At 60.1% G+C, this 14511-nt stretch carries 12 protein-coding genes; 7 read left to right on the forward strand and 5 right to left on the reverse strand.

What is annotated here, in order from left to right:
- Window positions 1-33: 33 nt before the first annotated feature.
- Window positions 34-1074: a glycosyltransferase family 2 protein gene (locus ABHR63_RS03090; protein WP_138112767.1), complete on the reverse strand. Its 1041-nt coding sequence runs from the start codon at window positions 1072-1074 to the stop codon at window positions 34-36.
- Window positions 1075-1080: 6 nt separating this feature from the next.
- Window positions 1081-2184 carry a glycosyltransferase family 2 protein gene (locus tag ABHR63_RS03095; RefSeq protein WP_138112769.1) on the reverse strand — a complete coding sequence of 368 codons (1104 nt, stop codon included), beginning with the start codon at window positions 2182-2184 and terminating at the stop codon, window positions 1081-1083.
- Between the two features lie 112 nt (window positions 2185-2296).
- On the opposite strand from ABHR63_RS03095, the gene ABHR63_RS03100 reads away from it, so the two are divergent.
- Window positions 2297-3427 carry an acyltransferase family protein gene (locus ABHR63_RS03100; protein WP_346964842.1) on the forward strand — a complete coding sequence of 377 codons (1131 nt, stop codon included), beginning with the start codon at window positions 2297-2299 and terminating at the stop codon, window positions 3425-3427.
- A gap of 170 nt (window positions 3428-3597) precedes the next feature.
- On the forward strand, window positions 3598-4617 hold the full coding sequence (locus ABHR63_RS03105) for a glycosyltransferase (protein ID WP_138112773.1): 1020 nt from the start codon (window positions 3598-3600) through the stop codon (window positions 4615-4617).
- A 24-nt stretch (window positions 4618-4641) separates the two neighbouring features.
- On the opposite strand, the gene ABHR63_RS03110 is transcribed toward ABHR63_RS03105, so the two are convergent.
- The 3 genes from ABHR63_RS03110 to ABHR63_RS03120 all read right to left on the reverse strand — a co-directional run bounded on the left by ABHR63_RS03110 (window position 4642) and on the right by ABHR63_RS03120 (window position 9023).
- Window positions 4642-6438 (reverse strand): AAA family ATPase, encoded by a 1797-nt coding sequence (locus ABHR63_RS03110; RefSeq protein WP_346964841.1) that lies wholly within the window; start codon window positions 6436-6438, stop codon window positions 4642-4644.
- 202 nt (window positions 6439-6640) lie between these two features.
- Entirely contained in the window at window positions 6641-8452 is a 1812-nt protein-coding gene (locus tag ABHR63_RS03115; RefSeq protein WP_138112777.1) for a VgrG-related protein, read from the reverse strand.
- Window positions 8453-8591: 139 nt separating this feature from the next.
- The gene (locus ABHR63_RS03120; RefSeq protein WP_138112779.1) at window positions 8592-9023 is read right to left on the reverse strand and encodes an RrF2 family transcriptional regulator; all 432 of its coding nucleotides are present in this window, start codon (window positions 9021-9023) and stop codon (window positions 8592-8594) included.
- A gap of 222 nt (window positions 9024-9245) precedes the next feature.
- Between ABHR63_RS03120 and sufC the strand changes: the two genes are divergently transcribed.
- Genes sufC through sufU form a run of 5 tightly spaced genes read left to right on the forward strand, consistent with a single transcriptional unit; the run spans window position 9246 to window position 14491 of the window.
- A complete protein-coding gene (gene sufC / locus ABHR63_RS03125) occupies window positions 9246-10046 on the forward strand; it encodes a Fe-S cluster assembly ATPase SufC (protein ID WP_006235561.1) in 801 nt (266 codons plus the stop codon).
- Between the two features lie 12 nt (window positions 10047-10058).
- Complete coding sequence (sufB, locus tag ABHR63_RS03130) at window positions 10059-11471, forward strand: Fe-S cluster assembly protein SufB (protein WP_138112781.1); 1413 nt, start codon at window positions 10059-10061, stop codon at window positions 11469-11471.
- Window positions 11471-12742: a SufB/SufD family protein gene (locus ABHR63_RS03135; protein ID WP_138112783.1), complete on the forward strand. Its 1272-nt coding sequence runs from the start codon at window positions 11471-11473 to the stop codon at window positions 12740-12742. Before sufB ends, ABHR63_RS03135 begins: the two co-directional genes overlap by 1 nt.
- The gene (locus ABHR63_RS03140; protein WP_217495623.1) at window positions 12739-14064 is read left to right on the forward strand and encodes an aminotransferase class V-fold PLP-dependent enzyme; all 1326 of its coding nucleotides are present in this window, start codon (window positions 12739-12741) and stop codon (window positions 14062-14064) included. The genes ABHR63_RS03135 and ABHR63_RS03140 overlap by 4 nt, the downstream gene beginning before the upstream one ends.
- Window positions 14057-14491 (forward strand): Fe-S cluster assembly sulfur transfer protein SufU, encoded by a 435-nt coding sequence (gene sufU, locus ABHR63_RS03145; RefSeq protein ID WP_138112785.1) that lies wholly within the window; start codon window positions 14057-14059, stop codon window positions 14489-14491. Before ABHR63_RS03140 ends, sufU begins: the two co-directional genes overlap by 8 nt.
- Window positions 14492-14511: the final 20 nt, after the last annotated feature.

Genomic DNA, 14511 nt, shown 5'->3' on the forward strand with positions numbered 1-14511 from the left:
CAGCCGAGTTGCGGCGAGCGGCAGCGCTTGGAATTAGATAAAGCGCTCCAGGCAGGCTTTGAGACCGCGAGTCGAAAGATAGAACAGCGTGGCGTCTGCCATCGAAACGCCCGAGGTCGCCGCAACGAGCTTGTGGGCAACACGGCGAACGGCGCCCTTAGCAGGCATATCTGCCCAGTCCGTTCCCAAAAACGTCGCGAGGTCCATGTTGACGCGAGCCGCCACGCGATGGAAGTCATCGGCATCCAAGCGCGCCAGGTCGAACACAGTTAGGTCCAAAAACCAAGTTATCAGCTCGCCGGGGCACAGGTCTAAAAGACCGTAGGCCGCCCAGTCCTCCAAGACCTCCTCGAGCATCCTCATGTGGGCGTCAAGCTTTTTGGCGCGAGCCTCGGCACTGTTGAACTCGTGCGTCGCCGATTCACTCTCCATCACGTAGTGGTAGAACTTGTCCGGCATGACGACGGTCTTGCGGGCAAGCGCATAAGCCGCAAATTGGAAGACGACGTCCTCGCCCAAAGCCAAACCGGGGGCGAAGCGAATGCCTTCGCGATTGAGCAGCTCGCGCGAAAAAGCCGCACGGCAGGCATAGGGCTGCGCATTCGAATGGAACAGTAGTTGGGGATCACGGGCGCCGAAGGTACCAGCTTTGGGGCTCATGAGTTGCTGGACGCGTTTGGGGGCAGCATCGGCAGGTTCACAGACGCCGCCAAAAACGGCGACCTCGGCATCTGAAGACTCCATGGCATGCAGCACGCGCTCGACCGTCTGGGCGTCGATGTAATCGTCGGCGTCTACAAAGAAAACCACCTCGCCCTTGGCGGCATCGATTCCGGCATTTCGGGCGAACGAGACGCCCGCGTTTTCCTGGTCAATCACCAGTACGTGATCGTCGGCCTGCGCGATCTGGCGCAACACGTTCAACGAATCATCAGTCGAACCGTCGTTGACGCAGACAACCTGAATCGAGCGCTCGGACTGGGCCAACAGCGAATCGAGACATCGCTGAATGGAGCGCGCAGAGTTGTAAACGGGGACGACAATGGTAGCTTTAGGACACGAGGCCTCTCCCATGCCGACCTACCCCCTCAGCGATTCGATGAGGAAGGCAGCAACCACGCCTGGGCCTCCAACCGAGGCGTAATACTTAGCACGCCCCAAGGCACCATCCGTCGCAAAACTCGGGTGCTCGTCAACCCAGCCCTCAGGATCTTTGAGGATGGCAGCGAGATTTGCGCGCTTCCACGGCTTGAGGTCGTCAAGCGAAAAGTCCCCGGCGTCCAAGGCCGCCTGAAATTCCTTGGCCATCTGCACCAGGAACTCCTTATAGAACTTAGGCGCCAGGCGCACGTAGTTCCACATGTACGAATCGTACTTAATGAGCTGATTGAACTTGAGCATGCGCGCGACATCGACGCTTGCGTGGTCGCGGGCATAATCCTCTCGAATCCAACGCTCAATCTCGGCATACTCGGTATTGACGCAAAACACCTTAGCCGAAGAATTGACCGAGGAATTCTCGTTGTCCTGGCGATACGACAACACGGCATCATGCAGGTAAACAGCCTTATCGGCGCACGCGATCACCTTAAAGGCAAATGACGTGTCCTGAAAGGATGCCCCCGGAGTCGGCAGGAACTTAATGCCGTTGCGCTCAAGAAAATCGCGACGGTACACGGCCGACCAAATCGACGGCTTTTGCTTAAAGAACTGCGTCGTATCGCTCGGGTGCACCGGCTTACCGCAATCCCGAGGTCTAAACATCTCGTGCAGCGAACGGCGCTCCTCGGGCTTAGACCAGTAGAAATCAAAGTTCGCCTTCGCAAAGTCGGCATTATTGCTATCGGCGGCCGAGACAAGATTTTCGAGTGCGTCGGGCGCTATAAAGTCATCGGACTCTAAGATGCCGACGTACTTGCCACGCGCCATCTCCAGGCCATGGTTCATCGAGTCGCCGTAGCCGCTGTTGGCCTTGTCGATCATCTTGACGCGCCCATCGCGATCCATATACTCGCGGATAATCGCGGGCGAGTTGTCGGTCGACCCGTCGTTAATGCAGATGATCTCGATGTCCTTGAGCGTCTGCGCCAGGGCGGAATCGAGGCACTCGCGCAGGTAGCGCTGAACATTGTAAATGGGAATAAGCAGCGACAGAACAGGGCTGCCAGAGGCGTTAGTAGACAAATGTGCTCCTTAGGAAATACCTGTCGTTTCATGGTATCAAAGGGTCAGCGCGCCAGCGGGCGTTTATATAATCTATGGAGCTCGCAGAGGCAAACCGATAAGAAAGGACGTCATGCAGCCCAAAGCCGCACGCAACATACCCATCGAAGCCTTGCGCTTGATCGCGGTCGCCGGCATCGCGGTATTCCACACGTTTCAGTGGACCTTCCAGGGGACCTGCGTCGGCTTGCAGGAATACACGCCGCTCGCCGCCTTCCCCTACTCCGGCGCACTCGGCTTTATCAACTTGCTGGGCCGCTGGGCCAACGAGGTCTTCTTTATGACCTCGGGCTATTTTCTCATCGCTTCGGCCGCGCGTGCTTGGGACGGTGGAGCAGCGTGGAAGTCACAAATGCAGCGGATGGCGCAGCGTCTGGGCAAGGTTGTTATGCCCACCGCGTTTTATTGCCTCGTGGCGCTGACGTGGTCCACGGTCGTCTCCCCCATTCCCGATGTTACCCTCAATACGCACTACTGGTACACACTAGGCCTTGAGTTTATCTGGGTCTATGCCGCCACGGTCTTCATGGCGCCATGGTTTGGACTGGCCAAGATCCGACTCTCCCAGAAGAGCTACACGACGACGGTCATCGCCGTTGGCATCCTCGCATTTGTTGTTAACGGGTATTTAGCCGCCATGAGCGCGACAAACGGCGGTGAGTTTTCTTGGCTCCAAAAGCTCATGAGCGCCGTCACGTACGTTATCGCGTTTTTGATCGGTGGGCTGCTCCGCGACGTTACCGATGTCATGGATTCGAACAGGGCGGGCGCCTTGGGCATGCGCTCGCTCGTAACGGTTTTGGTACTCACCATCATCCTGGAAGGAGCACTCTCCTTCACCGACAACCTCACGGCGATGGCAGTCCTCTCCTACAAATCAACCTCGCTGATCTCGTTTGCCCTCGCTGCCGCCTCCTTGCTCTTTGCGGCAACCCGACGCAGTGCCTCAGGCAATCCGCGGACTGCAGGTGTCATCGTCACCTTATCGACCGCCACGCTCGGTTTCTATGTGACGCAGTCGCTCACCAGTAGCCTGTGGCGTCCCGTCTTCAATACGTTGCTCGCAAACATACTGGTCAGCCAAAACAGCCCGGCAGCTATATGTATCGTCACGGGTACCGTCATTAGCATCGTCTTTGCCTTAGCGCTCCTCATCATCGACGCAGCTAGAAGCCTTATCGCTCGCAAGCCCAAGCGGCAATAGAGACGCTGCCGTCAGACGCTAAAGCCGCTACAGCCGTGGCAGGTTCCTGCGTTTTATTCAAAGCTTGCCGCCAAGGTGCGCCGAGCCTTTACAATAGGACAGTCCCAAGGACGTATTCGATAGCTTCCGCGCAGCACTCGCCCGCCGCGCGTGAAAGGATATATTGCCCCATGCCTTCAACCCTCCCCGCTCCCATCGACAAACTCGCCATCGTTGTCGTCACCTATAAGCGCCAGGAACTCCTGGCCAACTTGTTCGACTCTATGACCAAGCTCACTGCCGCGCCCTGGCGCATCGTGATTGTCGATAACGAGAATTCGCGCGAGACCAAGGCCATGTGCGCCGCATTCAACGAGCGCCTCGCCACCCTGTGGGGCATCGACACCAACCAGCCCGATGCAAAGGGTGGCACCAACCGCGTTATCTACGCGCCGCAGCTCAAAAACGGCGGCGGCGCAGGTGGCTTCTCCGCCGGCACCAAGTGCGCCTACGACCTGGGCGCTCAGTGGTTCTGGGTGATGGACGACGACGTGCTCGTCATCCCCGAAGGCATCGAGCGTCTTGCCAAGTGGACCGATCGCTACGATGTCATCCAGGGTTCGCGCCTGGACTTTGACGGCGGCGCCTTCTTTTGGCAATACCAACTCATCCTTTCACTCGGCATTCCCAACCCTGTCGCCAAGTGGGACCTGGGACCCGAGGGCTACCGCGCCATGAACCAGCTATGCTTTGAGGGCGGCATGTTCTCGCGCCGCGTGGTCGATAAGATCGGCCTGCCCGATGCGCGATTCTTTATCTACGGCGACGATGCCTGCTACGGCTACGTAGCCAGCCAACACTTCCCCGCCGTCGTTGTTGCCGACGTGGTTCTCAAGCGCGCCCGCGCCGTCTCTAACTGGGATATCGCCGGCAAACGCCAGCTCAACTCTACGAGCGACACCAACCGCTACTACATCATGCGCAACCGAGGCTTCCTCGCTCGCTATATGCAGATCTACGGTGACTACCACCCCATGCTGTTCCGCCTGGGCAATGCCGCGACCTTCTGCAAGGAATTCATTCGCCTGGCTGCGGTCGATAAGTGCTTTAAGACCGGCATTCCGGCGCTGCGCCGCGGCATGAAGGACGCCCGCAAGATCATCAAGGACCCCGACTGGAAGCCCATGCCGCCCATGAAGGACACCGAGTAACGGAAGCCGGAAACACCTCGGCGCTTAAAGCCGCTGGCACACCGTAGCCACATGCTGCCCATCAAAACCGAACCCCCAGCGCATGCGACCCACGCCGGGGCGCGGCACACGAATTTCGTCGATGCCATCGCGCTCTATGTCGAGTAGCGACTGCACGGCCAGCAATTCCAACCCCAGCGCATCCACATCGGGGTCATACATCATATTGATCGTTATAAGCGGGCGCTCGTCCAGCATGCCGATCGTGTCAGCTACGTCGAACACAGCGCCCGTAGGAAAAACCTGGATGTCCCAGCGACCCGCGCCACACTTTCGCCTCGAAGCAGGATTGGCATAGCCCGGCAAGCCAAAGCAGAGCCCCTGCAAGAACAGATGATATGGCAGCGGCTTATCTGGGTCGGTCTCACCGATTCCCGCATCCCCCAGGATGCGGCTTAGCGCCCGCCTCACGGTATCCTCGTTCCCACGGCACAGCCCGTCGCGAAACGCATCGACGTCTCGAATGTCTTCGGCAGCGCACTCAAACCACTCAACAATCACTAGACGCAAGGCTTGGCGAAGCTCTTTATTGGGCAATCGCAAAGCACGGAGCCGATCGCCATGCTCTGGCTCCTCAGTCATATCCGTCGTGAGAAAACCGGACAGATACAGCGCTGTCCACATGCCATCGTCAGGCGAGACATCTGGCTCTGCAGCGCCCAAACAAAGCGGGACCTCAGCACACCTATGGGCCTCGAGCAAATCAAACAAGACCGAAAGGCGGTCGAGATTCCACCCGGCAACTACCCTACTCAGGCAATCCGCATACCCATACAGATCGGCGCGCACAGGCGCCGTGCAGCCTCGATCCAGAAAACCGATCACACGCGCTGGACTCGAGCAATAGGCCCTACCAAACCGATATCCCTCGAGCCATTCACGCGCATCATCAAGATATTCCTCACGCCCAGCATGATTCAACAGAGCCTGGACCTCGGCATCCGAAAAGCCGAACCAACGGTCACACCACGTCGAAAGCGGCGTCGACAGACAATACGAGCAACTGCGCGAAGAAAGCGCCGCTTCGGCAGGACTGGGACGCTCCCCCATCAGACAAGCAAAGCGTAGCGAATGACCCGCGGCAGCAATGGCGTCAAACAGCACACGGTCAAGTAGTTCTGCCGGATCGGCGTCAGAAGCGTCCCTCGCGCTCGCACGGCGAGACCACGCCGCATCGTACCCATCAACGAGCAATACAACCTGCTCATCACAGGCAATCTCCAGCAGCTCTATGAGCACACCGAGCACCGAGTCAACCTCGTCCGCGCTCGCCACGTTACGCGCGACGCGTTCGATGTGACGCACCTTATCTCGAGCTAAATCCGGAGCCTCCAAGAGCGCCAACAAGCGAGCGCACTCGCCCGAAAGGGCATCGCGCACGACGCCGGCAACAGCGGGGCCACGCCTCGCAGCGCCAGAAAAGTCCAGCGATATCACCGGATAGCAAGCGTACTCATCCCGATAGCGCCCGCCGTCTGCATCCCAAATCTGAGCATCGGCAAACAAACGCTGACCAGCGCGACCGACCGCTGGACGCTCCAGAAAAGCCCTGAGCATCGACAAGTTCATGCTCTTGCCAAAACCCTCGGGTCGACAGCACACCACAACGGACGCGTCGCAGTCCAACACATCTGCAATAAACATGGTCTTGTCGACCAGCGTGCAGCAACCAAGAGCCTCCGCATAGTCATGCATGCCAATGGGTAAAGCCGCATCGTCGGCACAGCCGATCAAACGCACGCCAAAGTCGGCAGCACAACCATTATTTACCTGTTCAGACACCAAAACGTTCCCCCTAAATCGCAACACGATGCCAATTGTAATGACCGCCTCGCGCGTACCGATGTCGCCGCGCGATCATATCGGGCAACGGTAGGAACAAAGGCCTTGAGGGGGCATAACAAATCGTTGTGCAACAAAATGGGGCCCGATGCATTCGCACCGGACCCCGTCCTAACTCTTTAGTTATCTAGTAACCGAGAGGCTACTCCTCCGAGCCGTCCTCCCCAGAAGCTTTCTTCTGCTGATCGAGCTTATGCTTACCACTTACGATAGACGTAGCGCCCAGTGTGGCCAAGCTCGCGCTGGCAAGGCTCGCCATCACAATCAGATCGCCCGTCTTGGGCATGTTGCCGCCCGAGGACTTGGTCGTTGTAGTCGTCGTGGTGGTCACCGTTTTGGAGTCATTTTGCTCCTGGTTCTGGTTGTCGGTGTTGCCCTTGCCGCCGTCCTCGCCCTGCTGCTTTCCGTCCTCGGTCTTGCCCGTATTCTCGTCCTTATCCTCAGATTCAGACTTCTTACCATCGTCCTTCTTCTGAGCGGACTTGTCGTCCTTCTCCTCAGAGCTAGAACCCTTATCGGATTCGGTCTTCTCGGAAGCCTTGTCCTTAGAGTCGCCCTTTGCGGCCTCGGTCTTTTCCGTGGAAACCTGATCAGAGTTGTCCTTGTTCTGGGCCGAGCCGTTATTGACGCCAGCCATCAGCGAAGAGCCCAACGTAGAACCAAGCTGCACGGAGAAAGAAGGCTTCTTGTCCGGCGAAGCAACGGGGGCGTCCGGCGCCTTATTCGAGTCGTCCTTGGAAGCATCGGAATCAGGGGTTGCGTCAGAGCCGGAGCCGTTGTTAGAGCCGGTGTCAACGGACGAATCGCTCGAGCCGGTGGAAGAGTCAGAGGAACCTGCGTCGGTCGAACCAGAGGCGGCGCTGTCCGTATTGCCGGCAGAGCTTGAAGACGAATCGCCCGCAGCAGAGCCGTTCGAATCGGAGCCGTTCGAGGTAGAGCCGTCGTTGGTAGTGCCACCAGCAGAGCCATTACCGTCAGCATCGGTCGAGGGCGCATCCATCCTGTCATCGTTGGCATCGTCACTCGAGTCGTCATTCGAATCAGGTGTCGGCGAGGGCGCCGGCGCAGGCTCGGGCTGCACGGGCGTCGCAGCGGCCGCCTCGTCCTCGGCGATATAAACCAAGCAGTCCTTCAGCTCATTCTTATAACGATTCTTCCAGCCCTCATGATACTGGGGCTGGCTCGAATACTTGGTGGCGACATTGTTGACCACGCTATTGGAAAGCGCCGTCACAAACTCGCGGTCGGACATATCGTTGGAAAGATTCGCCCAGCGGAAAAAGTCCCTGCAGCCACCGGTGCCGCACATGTTGGTGATGCTCCACACCATGCCCTTAACACAGTCGGCGCGGCCGGAGATATCAATGCCCAGGCCGCTCTTGAGCCACGCCTCGGTCACTGCATAGTACGAGTTGTACGCATAGGCATCTTGAAGTGCAGAGAACTCAACAGGATCGGTGTTGTAAGCAACCTGGAAAGCCTCCTGCGCGATACGGCCCAGCTCGGTGAGCTGACCGTTCTCGGACATGGGATTGTTCGCGTTGGAAATCTCGCTGCCGCGATCAATCGCATCCTTGAGCATGCTGTATTTTTCGGGGTTGTAGTTGTAGGCCTGCTTCATAAACGGAATGAACGACCAACGACGGTCGAACTGGTAATAACCCAGCGCGTTATAGCCGTCACCGTACGAAAAGCCCTGGTTGTAGTTGCCATGGCTCTCGTACTTGGTAAAGTACTTCATCTCGGGAGTCACGTTGACAAACGAGACACCCTGGACCGACCTCAGCACGCCCGAGAAGGACTGCTGGGTGTAGAGACCCTTATCGATATCGGTGGCATCCGAGGCAACGCCCGGCGTGGGCTCCTCGGCAGCGGCGGGTGCCGGCGCGGAAACGGCGCCAAACGAAAGCGCCAGCGTCAGGCCCGCGACAATAGCAGAATGCTTGGGCTGCATAAGATCCTCCCTGCATTGGTGTAGTTAAAGTGCAGTTTGCAAAGATAGAATTAAGTATTGCAGCTCGCCCGTTGTTGCACAACAACCACTCGGTAAACGGCAACAACCCTCCGCGAAATCTTAAGGAATTGCGCTCAACCTACAGCTTAATGTCAAAGTTGATCTCGGGGACGGCGGCTAGGTCGGCCAACGTCACACCGTCGACGTACTTTTCGATCACGTCGTCCAGACCACGCCAGAACTTGACGGTCGAGCAAAGATCGCTGCGAGTGCAGCTGTTGTCGATGCCATCGCACGCCACCGGAGCCGTGCTGCCTTCAACGGCACGCAGGATGTCGCCGGCACGCACCTCAGCGGGGTCCTTGGCCATCATGTAGCCGCCGCCCTTGCCGCGCACGCTCTTAAGCAGGCCCGCCTTCATGAGCGGACGGACCAGCTGCTCCAAATACTTTTGCGAGATATGCTCGCGGTCGGCGACCTCGCGCAGGGCGATTTTGCCCTCGACGTCACCAAGCGCTGCGATATAGATCATCAGACGGAGGGCATAGCGGCCCTTAGAAGAAATGAGCATACCTACCCTCTCGTCGTAACCGGGACAAAATACCAGGCTTGTTTGTCCCAAATCTTATGCACGCGGGGCAAACAAACCTGATTATTATGTCCCACATCTAAAAAGTCGAGTGGATTAGTCGGGTTTTCCCTTGACTAACGCCGAACCCATAGTAACTTTATTCCGAGAAGATTCCTAGGGTTTAGTACACCTATGAGTACACCATATACAGAGAGGGACAGCATGAGCGCAAATCCGCTGCTTTCCATCGAAGGTCTGACCGCCTCCGTGGACGAGAAGACCATCCTCCACAACGTCAACCTCAACGTCGCCGCCGGCGAGACCCACGTGCTGATGGGACCCAACGGCGCCGGCAAGTCCACCCTCGGCCACCTGGTCATGGGCGACCCCGTCTACACGGTCAACGACGGCCGCATCGTCTTTGACGGCCAGGACATCACCGAGCTCACCACCGACAAGCGTTCGCGCGCCGGCCTGTTCCTGAGCTTCCAGGCCCCGGTCGAGATTCCGGGCGTGCCACTGTCGAGCTTTTTGCGCGCCAGCATCGCCGGCCGCCCCGGCCTGGAGATGAAGGGCAAGGAGTTCCGCCGTCGCGTCAAGGAGCTCGCGGCCGAGCTCAACATGGATACCGCCTACCTCAACCGCGAGCTGGGCGTGGGCTTCTCGGGCGGCGAGAAAAAGAAGGTCGAAATGCTCCAGCTTCTGCTGCTGCAGCCCAAGCTCGCCATCCTGGACGAGACTGACTCCGGCCTGGACGTCGACGCCCTTTCCACCGTCAGTCATGGCATGGACGCCTACCGCAAGAGCTGCGACGGCTCCATGCTCATCATCACGCACAACACGCGCATCCTGGAGCACCTGGATGTCGACCGCGTCCACGTTATGGTCAAGGGCCACATCGTGCGCGAGGACGACGCCTCGCTGATCCCCTGGATCGACAAGAACGGCTTTGAGACCTTCGAGCGCGAGGCCGCCGAGCAGCGCGCCCAGGCCGAGGCCGCCGCTGCCGAGCAGCAGGCGTAAAGGGGCGACGCAATGACCAAGAACCGCACCGAGGTCGCGGACATCGACCGCAGCCTCTACGACTTCACCTATGGCGAGGAGGGATTTGAGCGCCTCGACGCCGGCATCACGCCCGACATCGTGCGCGAGATCAGCGCCAAGAAGGACGAGCCGCAGTGGATGCTCGACCTGCGCTTAAAGTCCCTCGAGATCTTTAATCGTTTTCCCGACCCGACGTGGGGCCCCTCCATCGAGGGCCTGGACATGGATAACATCGTCACCTATGTCAAGCCCAACACCGACCAAAAGCACGACTGGGAGTCGGTGCCCGACGACATCAAGAGCACCTTTGAGCGCCTGGGCATCCCCGAGGCCGAGCGCAGCTATCTGGCAGGCGTCGGCGCGCAGTACGACTCCGAGCTCGTCTACCACAACATGCAGGACACGGCGTCTAAGATGGGCATCGTCTACTCCGGCATCGAGGAGGCCCTGCACGACCCGCAGTGGGAACCGCTCATCCACGAGAAGTTTATGACGCTCATCCCGCCCACCGACCACAAGTTTGCGGCCCTGCACGGCGCCGTATGGTCGGGCGGCTCGTTTGTCTACGTGCCCAAGGGCACCAAGCTCGACTTCCCGCTGCAGAGTTACTTCCGTCTTAACGCCAAGGGCGCCGGCCAGTTTGAGCACACGCTCATCATCGTCGAGGACGATGCCGACCTGCACTTCATTGAGGGTTGCTCCGCGCCCAAGTACAACGTGGCCAACCTCCACGCCGGCGCCGTCGAGCTCTTTGTGGGCAAGCGTGCGCACCTGCGCTACTCTACCATCGAGAATTGGTCCAAGAACATGTACAACCTCAACACCAAGCGTGCGCGCGTGGACGAGGACGGCGACATCGAGTGGATCAGCGGCTCCTTCGGTAGCCACGTGGGCTACCTCTACCCCATGAGCGTGCTCAGCGGACGCCGCGCCCGCTCGAGCTTTACCGGCATTACCTTTGCCGGCGCCGGCCAGAACCTGGATACCGGCTGCAAGGTCGTGCTCAACGCGCCCGATACTTCGGCAACCGTCGAGACCAAGGGCATCTCCAAGAGCGGCGGCATCCAGACCTTCCGCAGCTCCATCGTGGCCACGCCCAAGGCCGAGGGTTCCAAGGCAACCGTGAGCTGCCAGTCGCTCATGCTCGACGACCAGAGCCGCTCCGACACCATCCCCGCCATGGACATCCGCGCCAAGAATGTCGACATCGGCCACGAGGCCACCATCGGCCGTATCGGCGACGATAAGGTGTTCTACCTGATGAGCCGCGGTATCTCGGAGGAAGAAGCCCGTACCATGATCGTCAACGGCTTTGCCAACCCGGTCTCCAAGGAGCTACCGCTGGAGTACGCCGTCGAGATGAACAACCTGATCAAGCTCGAGATGGAAGGAGCGATCGGATAATGAAACAGACCACGAACACCGCTGCTACCACCCTTGAGCAGGTCAATGCGATGCCGGCTGCCACATGGGGCTGGCTGAAGATGAACCAGACCAAGCTCGAGCTCTCTGACGAGCTTGCCGCCGCTCCCGCCGAGACCGTTAAGGTTGAGGGCTTGGACGAGCAATTTGCTGGCGTGGCAGACGCGTTCGACGCCGCCATGGACGCCATGGCCGAGCGCTTCCCCGAGCGCCGCGCCTCCGCGCCCGGCGATGCCGCCGACCGCGCCCGCATCACGCCCGAGACCGAGCTCGACGTGCCCGCCACCTCCGTCTACCAGGCCGGTGCCATTAAGCTGGAGGAGGAGCTCTCCCCCGCTGAGGCCTTCGAGACTGGCATGGGCGAGGCTGCCTACACCTACCTGGCCGACCACGCCACCAAGCGCGTCGTCATCGATGTGCCCGCATACAAGCACGCCACGGTTACCGTGCGTGTGAGCGGTGTCGATGCCGCCGCGGCCATCGCCGCCATCGACGTCGTCGTCCGTCCCCAGTCGACGCTCGACCTGCAGATCGCCCTGGACTCCCCCGTTGCCGGCGAGGGCGTCGTGGGATCCGTGCTGCGCGTGTGCGCCCACGAGTACGCCACCGTCAACGTGACCTGCACGCAGACGCTCGACGATAGCTGGATCGCGCTCGACGACACCGGCCTGTTCCTGGACGAGGGCGCGCGCGTCAACGTGCAGCACACCGTCCTGGGTGCCGGCGCCAGCGCCACCGGCCTTGCCGGCGACCTGCTGGGCGATACCGCCAAGGTCACCATCGATACTGACTACCTGGGCGCCCGAGAGCAGGTGCGCGACTTTAACTACGAGCTGCGCCACCGCGGTCGCAAGACCGAGTGCGAGATCGACGCCAACGGCGTGCTGACCGGCACGTCCAAGAAGGTCTACCGCGGCACCATCGACCTCGTGCACGGTTGCAAGGGTGCAACCGGCACCGAGCGCGAGACGGTGCTTTTGGCCAACAAGGGCGTCGACAACAAGACCGTTCCCGTCATTCTCTGCGACGAGGACGACGTCGCCGGCAACCACGGAGCCACCATCGGCCACGTCCGCGACGAGCAACTGTTCTACCTCGCCTGCCGCGGCCTTGACCAAAACGCCGCCGAGGACCTGTTCGTCCGCGCCAAGCTGGAGGACGCCGCACTATCCGCCACCGACGAGCGCACCCGCGCCGCCGTCGTCCGCCTGGGCAACAACCTGATCGACAACTTTGAAGAGGAGCTCGCATGATCGACACCGAGCACGTTAAATGCGACACCTGTACCGCACCGGAGCCTATGGAGCTCGACGCCAGCGACGAGGCCTCGCGCGGCTGGCCTACCGTCGACATCGAGACTAATCCCTACAAGGCGCAGTTCCCGCTGTTCCAGCAGCACCCCGAGATCGCCTTCCTCGATAGTGCCGCTACCGCGCAGCGTCCTGCCTGTGTGCTCGACGCCGAGCGCGACTTCTACCAGCGCATGAACGCCAACCCTCTGCGCGGCCTGTACTCGCTGTCCGTCGAGGCCACTGAGGCTATCGCGAAGGTGCGCCAGCAGATCGCCGACCTCATCGGCGCTGCCCAGGCCAACGAGGTCGTCTTCACCCGCAACACGAGCGAGTCGCTCAACCTGGTCGCCAAGAGCTTTGCACCCACAGTCCTCGAGCCGGGCGACGAGGTCGTCATCACCATCATGGAGCACCACTCCAACCTGATTCCGTGGCAGCAGGTCTGCCGCGAGACCGGCGCCAAGCTCGTCTACCTCTACCCCACCAAGACCGGTCAGCTCACCACCGAGGAGGTTCTTGCCAAGGTTGGTCCCAAGACCAAGATTCTGGCCGTGGGTCAGGTCTCCAACGTGTTGGGAGTCGAGAACCCAGTCAAGAACCTCGGCAAGCTCGTGCACAAGTATGGCGGCTACCTGGTCGTCGACGGTGCGCAGTCGCTGCCGCACATGCCGGTCGATGTGGCCGACCTGGGCGCCGACTTCTTTGCCTTTAGCGCACACAAGGCTATGGGCCCCATGGGCATCGGCGTGCTGTGGGGCAAGATGGACCTGCTCAACGCCATGCCGCCCATGCTCACCGGCGGCGAGATGATCGACTCTGTTACCGAGCAGGACGCCGTCTGGGCGCCCGTTCCCGAGAAATTCGAGGCCGGCACACAGGACGCCGCCGGCATCTTCGCCACGGGTGCGGCACTCGACTACCTGGTCAACACGGTGGGTTACGAGAACATCCAGGCACGCGAGCAGGCACTCGTCCACTACCTGATGGGCGAGCTCATGCAGCTCGACTTTGTCCAGATCATCGGCTCCATCTATTGGGACAACCACCACGGCGTTGTGAGCTTTAACGTCCGCGGCATCCACCCGCACGACGTCGCGAGCATCATGGACATGGACGGCGTCTGCATCCGCGCCGGTCACCACTGTGCACAGCCGCTGCTCACCTGGCTGGGCGTCGAGAACCTTGCCTGCTGCCGCGCCAGCGTGGCCTTCTACAACGACAAGGCCGACATTGACAAGTTCATCGCCGGCCTGCATCACGTTTGGAGCACGTTCAATGGGTAATCTGTACACCTCCACCACATTTATGGAGCACAACTCGCACCCCGACTACAAGTACGAGATGGATGCTCCCACGCACGAGCACGACGGCATCAACCCCAGCTGCGGAGACGAGCTCACTCTGCAGCTGCGTGTCGAGAACAACGTGATCGAGGAGGCCTCCTTTACCGGCCACGGCTGCGCCATCAGCCAGGCCAGTGCCGACATCATGGCCGATCTCATCACCGGCGAGACCGTCGAGGAAGCTCGCCGCCTGGCAGAGCTCTTCCTCGCCATGATCCGCGGCGAGAAGCTCTCCGAGGAGGACCTGGAAGACCTGGACGAAGCCGCCCAGCTCCAGGACATCTCGCACATGCCCGCCCGCGTCAAATGCGCCGAGCTCGCCTGGCGCACCCTCGACGGCATGCTCGAGGGGCGAAATAATCAGTAGTACTTGTCCCAAATCTTAAG

Source organism: Collinsella aerofaciens (assembly GCF_039752775.1).
Taxonomy (GTDB): Bacteria; Actinomycetota; Coriobacteriia; order Coriobacteriales; family Coriobacteriaceae; genus Collinsella; species Collinsella aerofaciens_R.

Excerpts from the sequence above, each read along its gene's own strand:
- ABHR63_RS03135 (WP_138112783.1), top strand. The coding sequence starts at position 11,471 with ATGAAACAGACCACGAACACCGCTGCTACCACCCTTGAGCAGGTCAAT.
- ABHR63_RS03140 (WP_217495623.1), top strand. The coding sequence starts at position 12,739 with ATGATCGACACCGAGCACGTTAAATGCGACACCTGTACCGCACCGGAG.
- sufB (WP_138112781.1), top strand. The coding sequence starts at position 10,059 with ATGACCAAGAACCGCACCGAGGTCGCGGACATCGACCGCAGCCTCTAC.
- ABHR63_RS03105 (WP_138112773.1), top strand. The coding sequence starts at position 3,598 with ATGCCTTCAACCCTCCCCGCTCCCATCGACAAACTCGCCATCGTTGTC.
- sufC (WP_006235561.1), top strand. The coding sequence starts at position 9,246 with ATGAGCGCAAATCCGCTGCTTTCCATCGAAGGTCTGACCGCCTCCGTG.
- ABHR63_RS03115 (WP_138112777.1), bottom strand. The coding sequence starts at position 8,452 with ATGCAGCCCAAGCATTCTGCTATTGTCGCGGGCCTGACGCTGGCGCTT.
- sufU (WP_138112785.1), top strand. The coding sequence starts at position 14,057 with ATGGGTAATCTGTACACCTCCACCACATTTATGGAGCACAACTCGCAC.
- ABHR63_RS03100 (WP_346964842.1), top strand. The coding sequence starts at position 2,297 with ATGCAGCCCAAAGCCGCACGCAACATACCCATCGAAGCCTTGCGCTTG.
- ABHR63_RS03120 (WP_138112779.1), bottom strand. The coding sequence starts at position 9,023 with ATGCTCATTTCTTCTAAGGGCCGCTATGCCCTCCGTCTGATGATCTAT.
- ABHR63_RS03090 (WP_138112767.1), bottom strand. The coding sequence starts at position 1,074 with ATGGGAGAGGCCTCGTGTCCTAAAGCTACCATTGTCGTCCCCGTTTAC.